The organism is Streptomyces sp. XD-27 (assembly GCF_030553055.1).
Taxonomy (GTDB): domain Bacteria; phylum Actinomycetota; class Actinomycetes; order Streptomycetales; family Streptomycetaceae; genus Streptomyces.
The window spans coordinates 1,100,878-1,120,278 of record NZ_CP130713.1 but is presented as its reverse complement, the minus strand read 5'-3'; the positions used below and the strand labels follow the sequence as shown (position 1 = coordinate 1,120,278).

The window sequence follows — 19,401 nt, the reverse complement described above, 5'->3', positions numbered from 1 at the left end:
TGGGGGTGTTGAGAGGCCGAAGCGGTTGGCCAACGGCCCCGGTATTCAGCGGCCGGTGGCCGGCACCGCGCCGGTCAGCCGAGGTCGGCGATGCGCCGGCGCACCACCGCTTCGATCGCCTGCTGGCCCGGCAGGATCGGGTGGGCCTGCTGCTGCCCGCCGTAGATGTTGATCGGGTAGATCCAGGAGCGCCTGCTGCACAGTTCGTGCCGGTTCATCGTCTCCAGCACGGACACGTACTCCACACCGGCGCCGCGCGCCGCCCCGGCGAGCATCCGGTCCAGCCTGATGCTCAGCTGGTTCAGGCCGGCCCGCTCGTTGTCCGCCAGCCAGAGGCAGTTCTCGTCCTGGCTCCGGTTGGGAAACAGCCGCGGGTAGCCGACGATGACCACGGTGGCGTTGGGCGCCGTGTCCTGGATTCGCTTGTAGTCGGACACCAGCCTCGTGCGCAGGGCGTCGATCCTGGCCGCCGCCTGGGCCACCGTGCCGTCCCTGACGCAGTTGTGCAGGTAGCAGTCCTTGAGGATCGGGGCGAACCCGACGTCGTTGCCGCCCATGCTCATGGTGACGTAAGCGGGTTCGTCCGTGCCCTTGAGCTTGGCCAAGGACTCCAGCTGCGGAATCTCGCCCTTGAAGCGGCCGTTCAGCGCCGCGGTCGTGGCGCCCGAGCAGGCGATGTGCTTGACCCGCTTGAAGGACTGGTTGTTCTGGCCCAGCAGTCGGGGCCAGCCGCCGGCGCTGCGGTGGCAGCCGGTGCGGGATCCGGTGCCCGGGTCGTAGGGCGGGTTGGCCTCCCCGGAGGAGTACGAGTCGCCGAGTGCCGCCAGGACCTCGGGCTGGGCGTAGGCGACGTTGTCGATGGCGAATCCGGCGGCCTCCCCGGCCACCTCGTCGACCTGGAAGGAGGCGATGCCCTTGGCCTGGAGGGTGACGGAGACGATCCCGGTCCGGTCGACGACCTTCCTGGCGATCTGCTTGCCCTTGCGGTCGAGGGCGGTGACGGCCACCGTGCCCGGGGTGTCGATGTATCCGACGTCCAGCGAGAACTTGGAGACGGTGCGCGGCTTGCCGTTCTTCTTGACGAAGGCCCCCTGGATGCCACCGTGGAACTGGGGGCTGCCGGAGAGCACGGGGGAAGACGGGTTGGCCCCGTCCTGACTGATGAACGGGGTGCCACCGCCGCCGGATCCCGCGAAGACGATGCCGCGCGACTGGTACTGCTTGCTGATCGCGGTGTTCAGCGGGAACTCCGAGAAGGTGATCGTCTGATCCGCCTGTATCCGCGCCGCCCCCTCCCGGCGGGGCGCGGCGGCCGCCGGGGCACCGGGGCGGGCCGTACTGGCCATGCCGTCCCCGGCGGCCGGTGTCCGTCCCTCGCCGCCGCCCGTTCTCGCCGACTGCTCCGATCTCTGCTGTCTCTGGACGGAGCTGTCCGCCTGCGCCGCCCCGGCGGGGATCCCTAACGTGCAGACGAGCAGTACCGATCCGATCCAGGTCACTCTCCGATGAACCCTCATGGAAGGTCGTTCCCCCCTCTTCACTTACGCCCCACCCGTGGCATTGCACGGGGGCTCCCGCTCAATGAGGAGCGCAGTCAGCGTCGCAACTCTTGCGGCTATTGAGCGGTGATTGTTGCGAATTACGCCCTTGTGGTGAAGGTAATGTGGAAGTCGTGGATAAATGTCGTACTGGCGTGTAAACAATCCGGTTCATGGGCGAGGCGATTCGCTGCCGTGGGCGAGCAGGGCCAGCATCGCCAGCGTGAGGCATCCGGTGGCCTCGACCACGATGGTGGGCTTCACGAGTGGGGCGGCCAGAGACTCATGGAAGCCCAGGAGGCCGGACGTGAGGCTGATGAACAGCCCCGCCAGGGTTCCGGCCGTGAAGAGCGCTCCGAGGGCGGCGGCGACGGCAAGGTAGCGGGTGGGTACGGCCAGCAGTGCCACGGCGAGCAGCCCGGCGCCGATCGCGTTGAGCAGGAAGAGCACGCCGATCCAGCGCAGGTCCCGGTAGCCGTCGTCCCAGAGGTGGAGGTGTATCGCGCCCATCGCCGCGGTCAGTCCGGCTCCGGTCAGACGCAGGGCCGTGAGCACGACCGCCCGGTCAGTGGCCATCGCCCTTGGACGGGTTCTGGTTCATGGTGGCACCGCCCACGGTGATCTCGGTCTTCATCCCCAGGTCCTTGTGCCCGTCGACAGGGCAGTACACCTGGTAAGTGCCGTCCTTGAGGGTCACGTCGAGCTTCGCGGACTGGCCGGGGTCCAGGGTCCGGGTGCGGCTCTCGTCGCCGTTGCCCTCGATCTCCAGGGCGTGGTCATGGTGGCCGCTGTTCTTCGCGACGAACGTGTAGGCACCCGCCTTGAACGTCTTCTCGGACAGCGCGAGCTTGAAGTCGGTCATGTTCACGTCCACCTGGGTGGCCTGCTTGCCGCCCCGTGTCGGCGGTGACGGCGTGGTCGCTCCGTTCCCGTCGCCGTTCCCGCCTCCGCCTCCGCAGGCTGCGAGCACGCCGATCAGCACTCCGGCGGCCAACCCCAGCCCGGCGTTCCTGCGGGTGATTCTCGTTGCCATGGCTCGGCCCTCCGCGAGGTCTGGTTCCTGCTGTGCATACGGGCCGACCGCGCCGAGGGATTGAGGGGCGGAGGAGAAGTGAAGGACGGCGGAGAATGGGAGGGTGATTTCCCGTGGGCGCGGGGCAATCCCTTCCGCGAGGCCATCCGTATGTACGGATATGCGGAAAACGGGCTTCGCGCTCGGGCGCGTCCCGGACGAGGCGTTGCTGGCGGGCCTGGCGTCGGGCGATCCCGAGATCGCCGTGGCGTTCGTGCGCCGCTTCCAGCGCATGGTCTTCGGCATCGCGATCGCGGTGGTCGGCGATCCTCAGATCGCCGAGGACATCGCCCAGCAGACGTTCGAGCGCGCGTGGCGGCACGCCCAGGTCTACGACTCCCGCCGCGGGTCGGTGCAGACCTGGCTGATGACCATCGCGCACAATCTGGCGATCGACGCGGTCCGCGCACGTAAGCCCGCTCCCATCGCCCCCGAAGACCTCGACGCACTCCTCGGTGTCGTCACCGACACCCCTGAGCAGCGGGTTCTCGCCGACGAAAGCTCGTCCCGGATGCGAGCCGCGGTGGCGACGCTGCCACGGGAGCAGGCCCGCGCGCTGGTCATGGCCGCGATCTACGGGATGACCGCGCAGCAGATCGCCGAGTTCGAACAGATCCCCTTGGGCACCGCCAAGACACGGATCAGGACGGCGATGGGAAAGCTGCGGACGGTCCTCGGACCGGAGCGAGTCGATCATGACTGAGATGACCTGCCACCAGCTGAGAACCGTCGGCGCCGAGCTGGCGCTGGGCATTCTCCCGGGTCAGGAGCGTGCCGAGGCCATCGCTCACCTGGACCGTTGCCCCGGTTGCCGACAGCACGTCGAGCGGCTGACACTCGTCGGTGACGGCCTGCTGGGCCTTGTCCCGGGCAGTGAGCCGCCCGTCGGCTTCGAGACACGGGTGGCCGACCGCCTGAGCGTGCCACGGCCGCAGCGCCTGCGGCGTCGACGCCTACGGTTGCGGATCGCCGCGATCGCGGCCGCCGCCGCGATCGCCTGCGGCTTCGGCGGCTGGGCCATCGGCACGGCCATCGACCACGCGCCCGCCTCCGCGTCCCGGCCTGCCGAGCCGAACCGTACCTTTCTGGAGGCATCCCTGACCGCCGGACACCGCCCGGTGGGCCAGATCTTCGCCCACCCCGGATCACCAGGCTGGGTCTACATGTCCGTCGACCTCGACCGGCACAGCGGAAAGGTGACCTGCCAGCTGGAACACGTCGACGGGGCACCGCTGTCCATCGGATCGTTCCGCCTCGACGACGGTTACGGGTACTGGGGAGCACCGGCCCCGGTGGATCCGGCCACGATCTCCGGCGCCCGTCTGCTGGCCGAGGACGGCTCGGTCCTCGCCACCGCGAACTTCGCCCCCCAGCACCGCCCGTAGAGCCCCCCCAGCACCGCCCGTAGAGCCCCCCAGCACCGCCCGTAGAGGTGGGGCGGCACAACGGTCCGACGCTCAATCACGGCCGAGCAGAGCCCGCAACCGGTAACGCAGGAACAGGTAGGACCCCCGCCGTCGCGCGCTGATCAGGTCGGCTCCCTCGCGCCGGTTCGGGAGCAGTTCAAGACCGGCGATCAGCCCGTGGCGGATGGTGCCCGCCCGGCCTGCCAGTACGGGAGAGACGGTCAAAAACAGCTCGTCCAGGAGGCCGTCGCCGACGAGCTGTCCGAGGACGAGAGGGCCGGCCTCTGACAGGACTGCGGTGTGGCCGCGGGCGAGGATGGCGTCGACCACGGAAGCCAGGCGCAGCACGGGGCCGTCACCCAGGGGGACGACGGCGCAGCTCGTGGGGAGGCGCCCGGCGAGGCGGTCGGCCCCCGCGGTGGTGGTGACGATCAGGGCACCGGCCCGCAGTGCGGGGTGGTCGGTCGGCAGGGCGCCACTGGCGGTGACCACGACCAGTTCCGGCTCGGGAGGGCGGCTCCGCCGGAGCCGGAGCCGGGCGTAGTCGGCTGCGGCGGGCGGGTAGACGTGCTCGGGCGTCCAGCGGTGGTGCGGTGAGGCGCGCAGGGTGCCGGCTCCGATGAGGACGGCGTCGGCGCAGGCCCGTAGCAGCCCCATGAGGAATCGGTCGGCGGGCTCCCGTGCGCTGATGGTCGAGCCGGAGGAGGGGAATTCGGGGCCGAGCGCGACGACCCCGTCGAGCGAGGCGACGAAGTTGGCGTACAGGCAGGGCTCGGTGAAGCCCAGGTCGCCTCCGTAGAGCGCGGCGAGCGCCGGCGGCAGGCCCCACCGGGGCAGCCCGGGATGCTCGTACAGCGGCACCAACGGCTCGGTCCGCTTCACAGGTGCACCCGGTGCGGTATCAGGGGCGGCCACGTCCGGTGCTCCTCAGCCCGCACAGTTCGAAGAACTCGATCCTCAGCTGGTCCTCGGTGTCGTAGTTGCCGCGCCAGTAGGCGGTGCGGGTACTGGACTCGACCTCGCCGACGCCGCGCATCTGCGTGCACAGGTGCTGCGCTTCCAGGTGTACGGCGACGCCGTGGGGCAGGAGGATGCGTTCCAGTGCGTCGGCGAGTTGCTGGCCGATTCGCTCCTGTACCGAGAAGCGGCGGGCGAACAGCCTCACCAGCCGGGTCAGTTTGGACAGGCCGAGGATGTGCTCGTGGGCGATGTAGCCGACGTAGGCGGTGCCGAAGAACGGCAGACTGTGGTGCTCGCACAGGGAGAAGAAGGGGATCGGGCCCTCGACCACCTGGCTGATGCGGCAGTCCGGGCCACCGCGGCACTCGGTGGGGAAGGCGGTGACCAGCTTCTCGTCCCCCTCGTAGCCGCTGGTCGCTTCGAGGAGCGCTCGGAGGAAGCGGCCGGGGGTGTCGGCTGTCCCGGGTGATCCGTCGGGCATGCCCAGCGCCGTGAGGATCTCCTTCATGTACCCCTCGAACCGCTGCCACTGCTCGGGGGCGATGCGCCGGGGGCGGACGGCGGCCCATTCCTCGCTGTCGTATCCGATGTCGTCGCCGGCCAGGCCGCCGACCTTCGGCGCCCCGCCGGGTGATTGCTGCTGATCACTCACCTGTCGTCCCTCGCGGTCGGCCCCCGATCCCGCGTCCCGTACGCCGCGGCACACGCCACGCTTCGATGATCCGGTGACCGGACCGTCGGCGCACCCGGGGAGCGGCTCGACCTGCGCCGCCCCGGCTGATGGGTGAGGCTTGATCTGACGCACTGACGGCATCGAGGAGCACGCCTGATGGCACCACGGACGTTCGTGATCGTCGGAGCGAGCCTGGCCGGCGCCAAGGCCGCCGAAGCCCTGCGCGGGAACGGCTTCGACGGCCGGATCGTGCTCATCGGAGACGAGCCGGAGCCGCCCTATGAGCGGCCGCCGCTGTCCAAGGGCTACCTGCTGGGCAAGCAGGACCGTGAAACGATCTTCGTCCACCCGCCGCAGTGGTACACCGACCAGGACATCGATCTGCGGCTGCAGACCACCGTCACCGCGATCGACCGCGACCGCCGCGTGGTCACCGTCTCCGACGGGAAGACGATCGGTTACGACAAGCTGCTCCTGGCCACCGGCGCCGCCCCGCGCCGCCTCCCCGTACCGGGCGCCGACCTCGACGGCATCCTGTACCTGCGCCGCGTCGGCGACTGCGAGCGCATCCAGAGCACCTTCCAGACGGCCTCCCGCATCATCCTGGTCGGAGGGGGCTGGATCGGCCTGGAGGTGGCTGCCGCCGCTCGGGCCGCCGGCGTCGAGACGACCCTCCTGGAGGCGGACGAGCTGCCGCTGCTGCGTGTCCTGGGCCGGCAGATCGCGCCCGTCTTCGCCGACCTGCACCGCGACCACGGCGTGGACCTGCGGCTCGGGGCGCAGGTCACCGAGATCGTCGACGAGAGGGGAACCGCCGCCGGGGTACAGCTTGCCGACGGCACCCGCATCGACGCCGACGCGATCGTGGTCGGCATCGGCGTCGCCCCCAACACACAGCTGGCCGCCCAGTCCGGTCTGCACGTCGACAACGGCGTCGTGGTCGACGCCTCCCTGCGGACCTCCGACCCCCACATCTACGCGGCCGGTGACGTGGCCAACGCCCGGCACCCGATGCTGGGCAAGCACATCCGCGTGGAGCACTGGGCCAACGCCCTCCACCAGCCCGCGGTGGCCGCGCGGTCGATGCTGGGCGAGCCCGCGTCCTACGACCGCGTCCCGTACTTCTTCACCGACCAGTACGACCTGGGCATGGAGTACGCGGGCTATGCCGAGCCTGGCGGCTACGACGATGTGGTGGTACGCGGCGATCCGGCGGGACGCGAGTTCATCGCCTTCTGGCTGGCCGACGGCCGCGTACTGGCCGGCATGAACGTCAACATCTGGGACGTCAACGAGACAATCCAGCAACTGGTCCGCTCCGGCCAGCAGATCGACCGGGCACGGCTATCCGACCCGGACGTGCCACTGGGCCAGGTGCCCCCAGACGTGCCCTAGACGGAAGGCCGCGCACTCCTAGACGGAAGTCACGCGTTCCCAGACGGAAGATGGATGCCCGACTGCCGACTGTCTCCCTAGCGTCGAGGTATGACGGTCGACACCGAAGACGGGGCTCGCAGGACCCCGGCCCCAGCACCGCGCCGCACCGGCGTACGCCCTGCTGAGCGGGCCCTCGCGCCCGACCTCGCGCGCGGGATCATGCTGCTGCTCATCGTCCTGTCCAACACCGCGTTCCACCTGTGGAGGTCCGAGTACGGGCCCTCGGGGTGGCAGCCCGTGACCGGGGGATGGCTGGACCACACGGTGCAGTTCACGATGATCACGGTGCTCGACCTGCGGGTCTACCCGCTCTTCGCCTTCCTCTTCGGCTACGGCATGATGCAGCTCTTCCTGCGCCAGACCGCCGCCGGGACCAGCGAACGCGGCGCGGCCAGGATCCTGCGCAGGCGCAGCCTCCTCCTGATCGTCATCGGGCTCGCCCACGCCACCCTCCTCATGGCGGGCGACATCGTCGGCTACTACGGACTGCTGAGCCTCGCCCTCGGCTGGCTCTTTCTGCGACGGAGCGAGCGCGCCCTGAAATGGTGGATCGCCATCGGCGCCGCGCAACTGGTGCTCGTGTCCGCGCAGCCGGTCGTATCAGCGCTGCTCCAGGGCGAGTTGGGGTCGCTGGGGGACGCGGGTGCGGACCCGGGGGCCGAGGCGTACGGGGCGGACGAGAGCAGTTGGTTCGCGGCGGCCGGGACCCGACTGGAGACCGGCCTCTTCGTCACCTTCACCGCGGCCCCCTTCTCCCTGATCGGCGGAGGCTACGTCATCTTCCTGCTCGGCTTCTGGGCCGCGCGCCGCCGCATCCTGGAGGAGCCGGGCCGCCACTTGCCGCTGCTGCGCCGCACGGCGGTCACCGGCATCGCGGTCGGCTGGCTCGGCGCGCTGCCCGCGGCGCTCGCCCATGTCGGGGCGCTCGATGTGCCGGACGACGCACAGAGCGAATCCGGGGCGCTGACGGTGCTGCGGGAGGTCACCGGGTACGGGGCTGGGCTCGGCTATGTCGCGGTAGTGGCGTTGTTCGCGCATGGGTGGGGCAGGCGAGCGGCGGGAGGGGATGCGAAGGCCGCAGTGGCCGTTTCGGCCGTAACCGCCATATCCGCCGTGGGCAAACGGTCACTGTCGAGCTATCTCGCCCACTCGCTGCTCTTCGCCCCGCTGCTCGCGGCCTGGGGCCTGGGCATCGGCGCCCATCTGACCAGCGCCACGATGGCCCTGTTCGCGGTCGGGGTGTGGCTGGTGACGGTGGCCGGGGCGTACGCGCTTGAGCGCCGGGGGCGGCGGGGCCCGGCGGAGGCGGTGCTGCGGCGGCTGATGTACCGGTAGTCGCGCAGCTACCCCGCCTCTCCGGGATGGCGCCCACCTGGGGGGTGTCCGGGTGGGTCTCCGCGGCGACCCGTCGGACACCCGTACGGGCCCGACGCGGAGCGGCGAGCGCCGGGGGCGCACAACTGAAGCCGGGTCGCACCGCGAGCGCGGGCAGCAGCAACTCCCGTCTCGCTGCCAGCGTCACCGCTCAGGCTGCGGCGGTACGCGCCCTCAGTAGATTCCTCCGTCGCCAAAGACGGCACACCCGGGCCATTCCGATCGGCTTCGTCTGGAACGGCTCGGAAATCGTCATGTGCACAGCGAAGAACGCCCCGAAGCTTCCGGCGCTGCGTCACAACCCGGCGGTCGCCCTGACGATCGACACCGAGGTGCACCCGCCCAGGATTCTGCTCATCCGCGGTCGGGCCGATCTGGACGTCGTCGAGGGCATCCCCGATGAGTACTTCCAGATCGTCCCGTCCGGGTCCGGGACGGCCGGTCGGCGAGCGGAGGAACAAGCTCAGTCCTGGTGCACCTCGTTGCGGCCGGGGCCGCCGGAGAGCTGGTCGGTGTCCGGGCCGCCCCACAGGACGTCGTCACCGCTGTTGCCCCACAGCGTGTCCCTACCCGCCTCGCCGTACAGCTTGTCGTTGCCCTTGCCGCCGTAGAGGACATCGGCGCCGCCCCTGCCGTGCAGGGCATCGTTGCCGTCGTCGCCGTGCAGGTTGTTCTCCTCGCCGGTACCGGTCAGGGAGTCGTTCCCCGCTCCGCCGGAGCAGTCCTGCCCGCAGTGGGTGAGGGTGTCGTTCCCCGGGCCGCCGAAAGAGCCGAAGCCGAACGGACCGCCGCCGCCGTCGAGGCGGTCGTCGCCGTCGTCGCCGTGGAGCATGGCGGACGCGGACCCCTTGAGCACGTCGTTGCCCTTGCCGCCGTAGACCCCGGCCCATGCGTCGCTGTCCGGTTCGAGCGTCGCGGTGTCGTTCTTGTCGCCGAGGTCGATGTCGTAGCTGTCGGAGTCATCCGAGTTCTGCGGGATCTCGACCGCGCAGCGCACGACGGTGCGGTCGCCCTGCGTGGGGTACGTGCACTCGTCCGAGCTCGCCGCGCTCGCGTCGATGGAGATGTCGTACCGGTCGCGGAAGGTGAGGACGTAGTACGACTCGAACTCACCGCGGTGCTCGATCTCTTCGTCGACCGTCAGCGTGTTCTGCTGGCCGGGGGCGGCCTTGTACCAGAGCTCGCTGTCCTCGTGGACGACGGTGGCCGTGGCCCGCGGGGCTGCCTGGGCGGCCGGCGCCGCGAGGGCGGCTGTGCCGAGGGCGAGGGCGAGGATGGCGGTAGCAGCGATGGTGCTGTAGGTACGCATGCGGAAGTGGCCCTTCGGGGTGTCAGTGCGCCGTGGTGCTTGTGGTCACTGGGTTAGACCAGGGGTCCGCGAACGGAGTTGCGCCATCGATCATGAACAACGGCGGACCAGGCAGTGGCCGGGGCGTGGACAGCTCCGCGGGGACGACAGCCCTAACGGTGGGTTGCGGTGGGTCACGTGGCTCACCGTGCTGGTGGGGAGGCGGGGTCCGTGCTGGCTTTCTTCGGCCGTGATGTGTGAGCGACGACAAGGAGTAGTACGCCGCAGGTGGCGACCAGGATCCAGCCCGGGCGGGACGCGTGTGCGAGCTCCGTCGGGCTGGTGGCCGTGACCAGGCCACCGGCGAGAGCGATGCCGAGGGCGGAGCCGAGCTGCCGTGCGGTGGAGGTGATCGCCCCGGCCACGCCGGCTCGGGCGGGTGGCAGTCCGTTGACCGCGGTGTTGGTGATCGGGGCGTTGGCGAAGCCGAACCCGATGCCGATGAGCGAGTATGCGGTCAGAAGCAGGAGCACGCTCGTGTGCGGGGTGAGCCGAACCAGGCAGAGCCCGCCGACCGTGATGAAACCGCCGGCAAGGAGCAGCGGCAGCCGTGGTCCCGTGCGGCCGACCATGCGGCCGGACCAGGGGGCGCAGACGGTCGCTGCGATGGCCAGGGGCAAGGTCGCCACGCCGGCGGCCAGCGGTGTCCATTCCCGGGTGTGCTGCAGGTAGAGGGTGTTCAGCAGCAGTGTCGTGTTCAGGGCGATGAAGACGGCCACCGCGCCCGCGACGGAACCGCTGAAGTCCGGGCGCCTGAAGAGCCGCAGGTCCATCAGCGGCTCGCGTCGGCGGGACTCGACCCGCACGAATCCGGCTGTCGCCACGGCAGCCCCTGCGTATCCCGCCAGCGCCGCGGGCGACGTCCAGCCGATGCGCGGCCCTTCGATCAGGACGCCGACCACGACTGCGAGGACCATGGTCAGCAGGACCTGGCCGGGCAGGTCGAGCCGCCGGGCCCGCTGTGCCCGGGACTCCGGCACGAACACCGCACTGAGCAGCAGAGCGGCCGCGATGACGGGGGCGTTGATCCAGAACAGCGCCCGCCAGCCGAGCCCCGCGAGCAGCGCGCCGCCCGTGACGGGACCGGCGGCCATGCTCAGCCCGAACACTGACGCCCAGATGCCGATCGCCTGCGCCCGTTCCTTCGGGTCCGGCATCGCGTTCACCACGATCGCGAGCGCCACGGGGCTGAGCATCGAGGCGCCGATGCCCTGCAGAGCGCGGGCCGCGATGAGTACGCCCGCCGACGGGGCGAGCGCGCAGACCACTGAGGCCGCGCCGAGCACGGCCAGCCCGCACTGGAACACCCGGCGGCGTCCGAAGCGATCCGCCAGTGCGCCGGAGGAGATCAGGAGACTGGCCAGGACGAGGGTGTAGGCGTCCACGATCCATTCGAGACCGCGCGTGTCGACATCCAGGCCGCGCCCGATGGCCGGCAGACCCACATTGACGATGGTGGTGTCCAGGCCCACCAGGAACATGCTCAGGCAGCAGACGGCCAGTACCGTCCAGCGTCTGCGCGCAGTCAGCATGGGTTGAACAGGGTGAGTCGTCGCGGTCACGGTCTACCTCTGATGTCCGGGAACAATGCCCGGCAAGGATCGGACCGGGCGACGGCAGCAGCCCATCAATATTGCGAACACTGCAAAACTGGATCCATGAACACAGGATCCAAGGACGCGGAGCTGGAGCAGATTCTCGACGGCATCGGGCCCCGGCTGCGCAGGCTGCGCCGGGAACGGGGACTCACGCTCGAGGCACTCGCGGCCACGACCGGGATCTCCGTCAGCACACTGTCCCGGGTGGAATCGGGCAAGCGGCGTCCGACTTTGGACCTGCTCATCCCGCTGGCACGGGCGCACCACGTCGCACTCGACCAGCTCGTGGCGGCGCCGGCAAGCGGTGACCCCCGGGTGCACCTCCGGCCCCTGCACAAGAAGCGCGGCAGCGTCCTCGTGCCCCTGACGCAGTACCCGGGCCGAGTCCAGGTCTTCAAGCAGGTACTGGCACCCCGCCAGCCGGAACTGGTCACCCACGAGGGCTACGAATGGCTCTACGTCCTCGCCGGTCGACTACGCCTCATCCTCGGGGCGCAGGACATCACGCTGCGGCCCGGCGAAGTCGCCGAGTTCGACACCACCGAGCCCCACTGGTTCGGCCCCGCGGACACCAGCACCGTGGAGATCCTGCACCTGTTCGGTCCACGAGGAGACCAAGCCATCGTCCGCGCCGGACCGTCCACAACCGACCCCGCCCCGCCGACCACCCCAAACCCACCATCAACGGGCTCGATCGGCGGCGCGAGGGCCGGCTGACGGCCACGGGACGCGGCGCCGAAGCCGGCCATTCTCGGTTCGGCTACTCTCGGCGCCACTGACGTTCACTGCGATCCGGGCACACTGCGACCGCATCGTCACTCGGGAGACGCCAACGCATGAATACGCCACCATCGCCACCTGGAGCGGGGCGGACTGACGGAGCATCCGTCCAGATAGGCGCTCTCGTTCCGCTGACCCGGCCCGGCTGGGTCGAGGCAGGCCGACACTTGCTCGCTGGACTCGAGTTGGCCGTTCACGAAGTCAATGACGCCGGCGGGATCGTCGGTAGACCACTCGAGCTGGTGGTCCGAGACACCGCGGCTGATCCACACAGGGCCGCGGCGGCCGTGGATGAATTGGCCGGCCTGGGCGTGGCTGCCTTGGCGGGGGAGTATCACAGCGTCGTCGCTCGCGCCGCTGCTGCCAGGGCCGACGCCCTCGGCCTGCCGTTCCTCTGCTCGTCAGCGGTTCTCGACGCGCTCACCGAACAGCCAACGGAATGGGTCGCGCGCCTCTCCCCGCCGCAGTCCCGCGGCTGGCAGGTCTACGCAGACTTCCTCCTCAGCGCCGGCCACAGCCGAATCGCCGTAGCAGCCCAGTCGAGTGTCTACTGGGCATCCGGGACCCGCATTCTGCGGGACTACCTCGCTCCACGCGGCGGCACCGTCATCGAACTCGACATGACCGAGCGCACCCCCGCGGCCGTGTGCGACGAACTCGTCGACCATCGCGCGACAGCCCTCCTTCTTCTGGTGGGCCACCCGGAGCCGGCAGTGTCGATCGTCAAGTCCGTCCGTCGCGACCAGCGCCTCGCCGAGATCATGATCGGTGCTCCGGCCGGGCAACCGGAGTTCGCCGAATGGGCGACGTTGCTGGGCGACGACAGCGCCGCGATCCCGTTCTTGCGCTACCTGCCCGAGCGCCTCGGCCCACTCGGTGCACGAGTCGAGACGGCCCTCCGTGAGCGGCTGGCCGAAGCGCCCTCCTTCGTCGCCTTCGAGGGCTACGACACGGTCGCCGTCCTCGCCGATGTGCTGCGTGTCCATGGCGCGGACCGGGCGCGCGCAGCCGAATCCTGGCCGCGCGTCGCAGTCGAAGGCACGCGCGGGCAGATCCAGTTCTCCCGCACGCCAGGCATCAGCGTTTGGCAATGGGCTCGGACGCCGATCCAAGTCGTTGATCGAGATCCGGCGGAACCCGGTCGCTTTCGGATCCTCCACGCCAGCTGAGAGAGCACGGAGGTCCCAACGTGGCGACCGGCCCCGCCCAGACGGCGCCGGTCGCCATCGAGGGAGCCTCCCGCTACCGCGAATCACCGTGGCCGGGCCATCCACCGCGGGATCGGGCTGATGCTGTACGCGGCTGATCCGCTACGGCCGTACCGCCACCGCATCCACCTCGAACAGCATTCCCGGCAGCGCCAACGAGGCAACGCCGCTCAGTGTCTGGGCCGGCAGCCGGTCGCCGAAACGGGTGTGCAGCGCCTTGCCGAGGATCTCCAGCTTGTCGAGGTCGTGGTCGACAATGAAGGTACCGAGGCGGACCACGTGCTCGTATCGAAGGCCGACTCCCTCCAGCGCCGACCGCAGCCGGTCGAAGGCCAGGTCCACCTGGGTTGCGAAGTCGCCGGGCACCGGGGCACCGGTGGCGTCGGAGGCGTACTGGCCGCCGATGAAGACGAGTTCGCCGGGTGCTGAGACGGCGTGGCTGTAGCCGAACGGGGTCGGATCGTGGAGGGCGGCCGGGTTGGTGATCGTGCGCTGATCAGTCGTCATATCCGTTTCAACGTCCGCACTGACCCGCCCATTCCACCAGGGGCGTGTTGTCGGACGGTCCCGCTCCAGCCGCGACGCGTTGCCGACACGGGTCCTTTGGCAAAGACGCCGCTCGCCGAGTACGGCGCGGTCTGGTGTCTGGGCGTGAGTCGTTGGACAAGTTCGGGACGTCAGTCGAGGGCATCGGCGATGGTGGTGAGCCAGCGGTCTACGGGGCCGAGGGTGATCAGGCCGCTGCCCGCGCCCGCGAGTTCGCCCGCAGCCGGCAGGAGCCGGGCGTGAAGCTGCTCCAGCATGGCCCGGTCACCGAGCTCCAGCGCGACCGCGGCCTGTAGGCAGCACAGTGCCTCGTACAGCAGGTCGGCGGGCGGCTCCGGCAAGGCACGCAGCCGGGCGTGGGCCTCGGCGTCGCGGCCGGTGCGGAGCAGGATGAAGGGTTCGGCCCAGGGCCGGTACGGGCCCCAGTCCGCGGCCGGGGCGATGTGTCGGGCTGCCTCCCGCGCGGACGGGCTTCCGCCGGCCAGGTCCAGGTCCAGGTCCGGGCCCAGGCCCAGGCTCAGTTCCGCGAGGGGCAACAGGCCCTGCTCGACGCCGGGCATGCCGGCGCCTCCCAGCCGCAGGGCGGCGGCCCGGTATGCGGTCTGCGCCTGTGGGATCCGCCCGGTGGCAGCCAGTCGCAGGGCGCGGTACCAGTGAGTGAAGACGCCCACCAGTGGCCGTTCGTGGCGTTCCGCCAGCTGGTCGGCGGCGGCCGCGTGTTCGTCCGCCGCCGGGAAGTCGCCGAGCGCACTGCGTGCCTGTACGCGGATGAGGTGGCCGAGCACTTCGAAGGTTCCCAGGGCGTGCCGGGCGGACAGCGTGACCAGTTCCTCGCCGATCGCGTCCCGCCGCCGCGCGAGGCCGGCTCGGGTGCAGGACTGCATGAAGAGCCCGTTGAGGGCGAACGCCAGCAGCGTGGGATCGTCCAGGCTCCGGGCGATCTGCTCGGCCTCGCGTGCGGCCTGCGGGCCGCGCGGGGAGCGGGTGCCGCGCATCTCCAGGGCGATGGTGGCCAGCAGACGGCAGCGCGCCGCCTCGCGGGAGGCGCCGCCCGGCAGGGCGGCCAGGGTCCGCTCGGCGGCTGCGACGACCCGCCGCGCCTGCTCCGGGTCGTCGCTACGGGTCCAGATCGCGGGGACGTCGTAGGCACCGATGACCCGGGCGGTCAGTTCCGGGTCGCCGAACTCCTCGGCCGCGGCGATCGCCGCCAGGCGGTGTTCCTGGGCTGATCGCAGACCGTCGCCTCCGGTCAACGCGAGGTCGCGGAGCAGGCCGATCGTCGACTCCAGCCGGGCCCGGGAGCCTGCCGCGACGGTGCGGTCGTACGCCGCGGTCGCCCGCGTCCACAGCCTGGCCGCCGCCGTCGACGGTTCGACCGGAAGGTCGAGGCATGGATCCTGGGTGAGGATGTCCGTCTCCAGGCGACGCATCTGCGGGCCCGGATCCACGCCCAGCTCGTCGGCCAGCATGGCCCGGGCCCGGCGCAGGACGGCGAGCGCGTCCGCCTGGCGGCCGGTGCGGTACAGCGCCAGGGCCAGCAGCCGCCAGGCATCCTCGCGCCAGGGATGCTCGGCCAGGTGGGCATCCAGGTCGGGAACGGTCTCGGCGGCCAGCCCCAGGGCCAGTCGAGCGCCTGCCAGGTGTTCCACTGCCTGGAGCCTCAGCTCGGCCAGGCGGGAGCGCTCACCGCGGGCCCAGTCCTCCTGGGCGAACTCGGCGTAGGCCGGGCCGCGCCACGACTCCAGCGCCCCCTCCAACTGCTTCCGGGCATGCGCGGGGGCCAGCTTCGCGGCGGAGCCGACAGCCGCCTCGAACCGCCAGGCGTCCACGGCGTCCGGAGCCGCCCGCAGCGCATAGCCGGGGCCTTCCGTGATCAGCAGACGGGCCGGGGTCCGGGCCGGGCGGTCCGGCTCCAGGGCGCGCCGCAGCGCGGCGACGAAGGTCTGCACGGCACCGACCGCGCCTGGCCGGGGCTCGTCCCACAGGTCCTCCACCAGGCGGGCGACCGGGACCACGCGCCGGCGGGCCATGATCAGTCGGGCGAGCACCGCCCGGTGCCGCGGGCCCTTCAGCCCCAGGACGCCACCGGCGTCGTCCCAGGCCGTCACCGGCCCGAGCACACCGAAGGTGATCCGCTCCATCGTCACCGCCTTCCCTGCCTCGCCTGCGCCGCCTGCCTCGCCTGCCACGGTACGCGCTGACCCGATGCTGATTCGCGCGCGGCAGGCTCTGTGGTGTCCGCCGACCGGCAGACGCCTTCCGCATCCGACGAAAGCAGCACACCGTGGCACCGACCATCCCCGGCTTCGACTACCAGCGCGTCCACGTCGCCGACGGCGTCGCCCTCAACGCCGCAGTGGGTGGCTCGGGCCGCCCGCTCGTGCTCCTGCACGGCTTTCCGCAGACGCACCTGATGTGGCGGCGCGTGGCCGCCGACCTCGCGGCGGACCACACCGTCATCTGTCCCGACCTGCGCGGCTACGGCGCCAGCGACAAGCCCGCCGACACCGACGGGACCGCGTACTCCAAGCGCACCATGGCCGACGACATCGTCGCCCTGGCCCGCGCCCTCGGTCACGAGCGGTTCGCCCTGGCCGGCCACGACCGCGGGCCCTGGTCGCGTTCCGTGCCGGACTCGACCATCCCGACACCGTTACCCACCTGGCCTGCCTGGACGTACTCCCGACCCTGGACATGTGGCAGGTGATGCGCGGCACCAGTGCCGCCATCGGGTTCCACCTCTACCTGATGGCCCAGCCTCCGGGCCTGCCCGAGCAGTTGATCACAGCTGCCCCAGACGCCTTCTTCGGCCACTTCCTCGACATCTGGTCCCAGAACCCCGACGCCATCGCCCCCGACGTCCGCGCCGCCTACCTGGACGCCTGCCGCGAGGCCGTGCCCTCGATCGTGGCCGACTACCGCGCCTCCGCCGCCATCGACGTCGACCACGACCAGGCCGACCGCGACGCGGGCAACCGGCTGCGGATGCCCGTCACCGTCCTGCAGCAGGACTGGGGCGCCTTCCTCGGCTTCGACGCCCAAGCGCTCTGGTCCGCCTGGGCCCCGAAGCTGGCTCACACGACCGTCAGCTGCGGCCACTTCATGGCCGAGGAAGCCCCCGAGCAGATCACCGTGGAGCTCCGCAGACTCCTGGCTCGCTCCTGACCTCGGCTTGTCAGGGTGACGTTGGGATGTCGAGGGCCCATGGTGCCAAGTCCGGGCAATTGTCCGTGATTCGTAACGATCCGGTACGGGCAGCGGGGAACGCTCGGTTCCGAAGGCACACTTCCCAGGCACCGTTTCATTGACCGTGCGCATCACAACGTGCGCACAGCTACGGGGGATCTGTCGATGCGTGCGATGCGCAAGAGCATGAAGCTGTACCGCCCTGGGAGTGGCCGTCGCGGCGGCCCTGACCACCACGGCCTGCGAGTCGAGCGAGGGTGACGGAAAGGCCGATGGAAAGGCCGACGGCACGACGAGCGCGTCCGCGAGCGCGTCCCAGTCCACGGACGCGCCCTCGAAGCCCGACCCGGACAAGTCGGGCACGGCCGCCCCGACCAAGACCGGTGGCGCCAACTCCGGTGGGGGAAACGGCGGTTCGGGTGGCAGTAACGAGAAGGGCGGCAGGGACTACGCGGACCGGCAGACCCCGCCCGGCTCGGTCTGCGACAACGACGGTCAGGGCCCCTACGGGAAGATCGAGTCCGTCAACATGGGCGGCGAGAGCCCCTACCCGGTGATGGGCCTCGTCCTCGGCATGTACGAGTGCGGTGACGCGGGCCCCAACTTCGTGCCGACCAGCGCGACCGGGGCCGCGACGAACGTGCTCGTCGACGACGCCCGGCTCAAGGTGGTCGTGGGCGGCGAGCTCGCGAGCAAGCTGGGCACCAAGACGCCGGACGCCGACAAGTTCCTCGACCAGCTTGCGCTGATGGAAGACAACGGCGAGCTCAAGGGCCCCAAGGCCCCCGAGTTCTACTTCCAGTCCGACGCCGCGAACCCGGACGCCCCGGACGGGGATGACACCGAGATCATCTACCTGCACCAGATCATCGACGGCGACTGACGCCGGGTACGCATGCGTCGGACCCGACGCATGCTCGCGGCTGTCGAGGCGCGCAACGGGGAGAGTGACGGCTACGAGAAGAAACGGCCCTGTCAGCGCGGCTCGGCGGTTCCGCCGGGGTCGCTGTGGTGCCGGTCGGCCAGGGCGGTGATTCCTGCTGTGGCGGCGGCGGCGAGGTCGGTGACCATGGCGTCGTCGACGGGCAGGTTGAGGATGTACAGGGCGGACGCCAGGGTGCCGAGCAGCAGCAGGTGGGCCATCGCGGGGTCGACGGTCCCGGCCAGCTCGCCGCGGGCCACGGCCTGTTCGATGATGTCGGCGAAGGCGGCCTGTTCGGTGGCCAGGAAGGTGTCCTGGAACCGGGTATCCAGTTCGGGATTGACGGCAAGTTCGCTGATCAGGGCCGGTGCCAGCTGGCGGGCCGCCGGGGCGGCCATGCGGACGTGAAACGTGCGGACCAGCGCCAGCAGATCCCCGTGCAAGGAGCCGGTGCCGGCCAACGGAGGCAGCTCCTGCTCGTACATGGTGGCGGCGAACGCCATCTCGGCCTTGGAGGCGTGGCGGCGGTAGATCGCCGCCTTGCCCACCCCGGCGCGCGTCGCGACCTGGTCGACGGTCAGGGCCGGGTAGCCGACTTCGTCGATCAGCTCACGCGTGGCCTGCAGGATTTTGTGATCCACGCGACTGTCTCGGGGGCGTCCACCTCGTTGCCTTCTCGCTGTCATGCCTGCATTATACGGAACGAGAGTATCGAAACAGCGGTATCGAAACTGTACCTGCAGAGATCGCTGACCCCCGCTACGCAGAGGCCACCGCGATGGGAGTCGCACCGCGTGGCTTCGCGACAAGGACGGAGAACTCGGATGATCAAGTGGGCTGGCTGGATCATCACGTTATGCGGAACCGCCCACACGCTCGGTGCCCTGACGGTGGAGAAGGCCGCGCGCCACGCCGGGACATGGTTCAGCGGCGGACTGTGGAGCGAGGACTTCGCCGACATGAGCCCGGCGGGCAGCGCGTACTGGCTGAGCCTGGACAGCTTCGGCATACCGCTCGTCCTGATCGGCCTGACGGTGCTGTGGCTGGACCGCCGCGGCATCACCCCGCCGGCATTCATCGCCTGGACGCTGGGGGCTGGACCGTCGTCGACGCCGTGATCCTCCCGTTCACGCCCTGGCCGCTCTTCGCGCTCGCGTGCGCCCTGCTGCTGATCGGAGCCCGCCGCGCCCGCCACGACGAACCCGCGCCCCAGGCCGGGCTTCCACGAGCGTGAACATGGGCCGCGCCAGAGACAGGTGATATGTCGGTATGAGGCCCCCAACAGTGCGCACACCTAGTCGACGACGCCCGTGTCCTCGCGGGCAATGGACAAGGCCCAGGTCGCCGACCTGG

At 70.6% G+C, this 19,401-nt stretch carries 18 protein-coding genes and 1 pseudogene; 9 read left to right on the top strand and 10 right to left on the bottom strand.

Annotation, left to right across the window (positions count from 1 at the left end; genetic code table 11):
* Positions 1-74: 74 nt before the first annotated feature.
* The 3 genes from Q3Y56_RS04710 to Q3Y56_RS04700 form a co-directional block, all read right to left on the bottom strand.
* Positions 75-1,346 carry an SGNH/GDSL hydrolase family protein gene (locus Q3Y56_RS04710; protein ID WP_304460714.1) on the bottom strand — a complete coding sequence of 424 codons (1,272 nt, stop codon included), beginning with the start codon at positions 1,344-1,346 and terminating at the stop codon, positions 75-77.
* A gap of 363 nt (positions 1,347-1,709) precedes the next feature.
* Complete coding sequence (locus Q3Y56_RS04705) at positions 1,710-2,114, bottom strand: hypothetical protein (RefSeq protein ID WP_304460713.1); 405 nt, start codon at positions 2,112-2,114, stop codon at positions 1,710-1,712.
* Complete coding sequence (locus Q3Y56_RS04700; protein ID WP_304460712.1) at positions 2,104-2,571, bottom strand: copper-binding protein; 468 nt, start codon at positions 2,569-2,571, stop codon at positions 2,104-2,106. Before Q3Y56_RS04700 ends, Q3Y56_RS04705 begins: the two co-directional genes overlap by 11 nt.
* Positions 2,572-2,731: 160 nt before the next feature.
* On the opposite strand from Q3Y56_RS04700, the gene Q3Y56_RS04695 reads away from it, so the two are divergent.
* A complete protein-coding gene (locus Q3Y56_RS04695) occupies positions 2,732-3,313 on the top strand; it encodes an RNA polymerase sigma factor (protein WP_304460711.1) in 582 nt (193 codons plus the stop codon).
* Entirely contained in the window at positions 3,306-3,995 is a 690-nt protein-coding gene (locus tag Q3Y56_RS04690) for a hypothetical protein (protein ID WP_304460710.1), read from the top strand. Before Q3Y56_RS04695 ends, Q3Y56_RS04690 begins: the two co-directional genes overlap by 8 nt.
* Positions 3,996-4,067: 72 nt before the next feature.
* On the opposite strand, the gene Q3Y56_RS04685 is transcribed toward Q3Y56_RS04690, so the two are convergent.
* Both Q3Y56_RS04685 and folE read right to left on the bottom strand, forming a co-directional pair.
* Complete coding sequence (locus tag Q3Y56_RS04685) at positions 4,068-4,931, bottom strand: dihydrofolate reductase family protein (RefSeq protein ID WP_304460709.1); 864 nt, start codon at positions 4,929-4,931, stop codon at positions 4,068-4,070.
* On the bottom strand, positions 4,918-5,628 hold the full coding sequence (folE, locus tag Q3Y56_RS04680) for a GTP cyclohydrolase I (protein ID WP_304460708.1): 711 nt from the start codon (positions 5,626-5,628) through the stop codon (positions 4,918-4,920). Before folE ends, Q3Y56_RS04685 begins: the two co-directional genes overlap by 14 nt.
* Before the next feature lie 177 nt (positions 5,629-5,805).
* On the opposite strand from folE, the gene Q3Y56_RS04675 reads away from it, so the two are divergent.
* Positions 5,806-7,044, top strand: coding sequence for an NAD(P)/FAD-dependent oxidoreductase (locus Q3Y56_RS04675; protein ID WP_304460707.1), 1,239 nt, complete (start codon positions 5,806-5,808; stop codon positions 7,042-7,044).
* Between the two features lie 90 nt (positions 7,045-7,134).
* On the top strand, positions 7,135-8,421 hold the full coding sequence (locus Q3Y56_RS04670) for a DUF418 domain-containing protein (RefSeq protein WP_304460706.1): 1,287 nt from the start codon (positions 7,135-7,137) through the stop codon (positions 8,419-8,421).
* Between the two features lie 502 nt (positions 8,422-8,923).
* Here Q3Y56_RS04670 and Q3Y56_RS04660 read toward each other — a convergent pair.
* On the bottom strand, positions 8,924-9,769 hold the full coding sequence (locus tag Q3Y56_RS04660; protein ID WP_304460705.1) for a calcium-binding protein: 846 nt from the start codon (positions 9,767-9,769) through the stop codon (positions 8,924-8,926).
* A gap of 182 nt (positions 9,770-9,951) precedes the next feature.
* The gene (locus tag Q3Y56_RS04655; RefSeq protein WP_304460704.1) at positions 9,952-11,340 is read right to left on the bottom strand and encodes an MFS transporter; all 1,389 of its coding nucleotides are present in this window, start codon (positions 11,338-11,340) and stop codon (positions 9,952-9,954) included.
* A gap of 126 nt (positions 11,341-11,466) precedes the next feature.
* Here Q3Y56_RS04655 and Q3Y56_RS04650 point away from each other — a divergent pair, with 126 nt between their 5' ends.
* The gene (locus Q3Y56_RS04650; protein WP_304460703.1) at positions 11,467-12,123 is read left to right on the top strand and encodes a helix-turn-helix domain-containing protein; all 657 of its coding nucleotides are present in this window, start codon (positions 11,467-11,469) and stop codon (positions 12,121-12,123) included.
* A 119-nt stretch (positions 12,124-12,242) separates the two neighbouring features.
* Complete coding sequence (locus Q3Y56_RS04645) at positions 12,243-13,355, top strand: ABC transporter substrate-binding protein (protein WP_304460702.1); 1,113 nt, start codon at positions 12,243-12,245, stop codon at positions 13,353-13,355.
* 141 nt (positions 13,356-13,496) lie between these two features.
* Here the strand turns inward: Q3Y56_RS04645 and Q3Y56_RS04640 are convergent, their stop codons facing one another.
* Together Q3Y56_RS04640 and Q3Y56_RS04635 are read right to left on the bottom strand one after the other, a co-directional pair.
* Positions 13,497-13,901 carry a RidA family protein gene (locus Q3Y56_RS04640; RefSeq protein WP_304460701.1) on the bottom strand — a complete coding sequence of 135 codons (405 nt, stop codon included), beginning with the start codon at positions 13,899-13,901 and terminating at the stop codon, positions 13,497-13,499.
* A gap of 170 nt (positions 13,902-14,071) precedes the next feature.
* Positions 14,072-16,081, bottom strand: coding sequence for a BTAD domain-containing putative transcriptional regulator (locus tag Q3Y56_RS04635; protein WP_304460700.1), 2,010 nt, complete (start codon positions 16,079-16,081; stop codon positions 14,072-14,074).
* Positions 16,082-16,224: 143 nt separating this feature from the next.
* Here Q3Y56_RS04635 and Q3Y56_RS04630 point away from each other — a divergent pair.
* Both Q3Y56_RS04630 and Q3Y56_RS04625 read left to right on the top strand, forming a co-directional pair.
* Positions 16,225-17,105, top strand: a pseudogene (locus tag Q3Y56_RS04630) (alpha/beta fold hydrolase).
* A gap of 229 nt (positions 17,106-17,334) precedes the next feature.
* The gene (locus Q3Y56_RS04625; protein WP_304460699.1) at positions 17,335-18,009 is read left to right on the top strand and encodes a hypothetical protein; all 675 of its coding nucleotides are present in this window, start codon (positions 17,335-17,337) and stop codon (positions 18,007-18,009) included.
* 92 nt (positions 18,010-18,101) lie between these two features.
* Here the strand turns inward: Q3Y56_RS04625 and Q3Y56_RS04620 are convergent, their stop codons facing one another.
* Positions 18,102-18,689: a TetR/AcrR family transcriptional regulator gene (locus Q3Y56_RS04620; RefSeq protein ID WP_304460698.1), complete on the bottom strand. Its 588-nt coding sequence runs from the start codon at positions 18,687-18,689 to the stop codon at positions 18,102-18,104.
* Positions 18,690-18,872: 183 nt separating this feature from the next.
* Between Q3Y56_RS04620 and Q3Y56_RS04615 the strand changes: the two genes are divergently transcribed.
* Positions 18,873-19,166, top strand: a complete 294-nt coding sequence (locus Q3Y56_RS04615) for a DUF6463 family protein (RefSeq protein WP_304460697.1) — start codon at positions 18,873-18,875, stop codon at positions 19,164-19,166.
* Positions 19,167-19,401: the final 235 nt, after the last annotated feature.

Excerpts from the sequence above, each read along its gene's own strand:
- Q3Y56_RS04645 (WP_304460702.1), top strand. The coding sequence starts at position 12,243 with ATGAATACGCCACCATCGCCACCTGGAGCGGGGCGGACTGACGGAGCA.
- Q3Y56_RS04670 (WP_304460706.1), top strand. The coding sequence starts at position 7,135 with ATGACGGTCGACACCGAAGACGGGGCTCGCAGGACCCCGGCCCCAGCA.
- Q3Y56_RS04615 (WP_304460697.1), top strand. The coding sequence starts at position 18,873 with ATGATCAAGTGGGCTGGCTGGATCATCACGTTATGCGGAACCGCCCAC.
- Q3Y56_RS04690 (WP_304460710.1), top strand. The coding sequence starts at position 3,306 with ATGACTGAGATGACCTGCCACCAGCTGAGAACCGTCGGCGCCGAGCTG.
- Q3Y56_RS04705 (WP_304460713.1), bottom strand. The coding sequence starts at position 2,114 with ATGGCCACTGACCGGGCGGTCGTGCTCACGGCCCTGCGTCTGACCGGA.
- Q3Y56_RS04675 (WP_304460707.1), top strand. The coding sequence starts at position 5,806 with ATGGCACCACGGACGTTCGTGATCGTCGGAGCGAGCCTGGCCGGCGCC.
- Q3Y56_RS04695 (WP_304460711.1), top strand. The coding sequence starts at position 2,732 with ATGCGGAAAACGGGCTTCGCGCTCGGGCGCGTCCCGGACGAGGCGTTG.
- Q3Y56_RS04660 (WP_304460705.1), bottom strand. The coding sequence starts at position 9,769 with ATGCGTACCTACAGCACCATCGCTGCTACCGCCATCCTCGCCCTCGCC.
- Q3Y56_RS04655 (WP_304460704.1), bottom strand. The coding sequence starts at position 11,340 with ATGCTGACTGCGCGCAGACGCTGGACGGTACTGGCCGTCTGCTGCCTG.
- Q3Y56_RS04700 (WP_304460712.1), bottom strand. The coding sequence starts at position 2,571 with ATGGCAACGAGAATCACCCGCAGGAACGCCGGGCTGGGGTTGGCCGCC.
- Q3Y56_RS04635 (WP_304460700.1), bottom strand. The coding sequence starts at position 16,081 with ATGGAGCGGATCACCTTCGGTGTGCTCGGGCCGGTGACGGCCTGGGAC.
- Q3Y56_RS04710 (WP_304460714.1), bottom strand. The coding sequence starts at position 1,346 with ATGGCCAGTACGGCCCGCCCCGGTGCCCCGGCGGCCGCCGCGCCCCGC.
- Q3Y56_RS04640 (WP_304460701.1), bottom strand. The coding sequence starts at position 13,901 with ATGACGACTGATCAGCGCACGATCACCAACCCGGCCGCCCTCCACGAT.
- Q3Y56_RS04650 (WP_304460703.1), top strand. The coding sequence starts at position 11,467 with ATGAACACAGGATCCAAGGACGCGGAGCTGGAGCAGATTCTCGACGGC.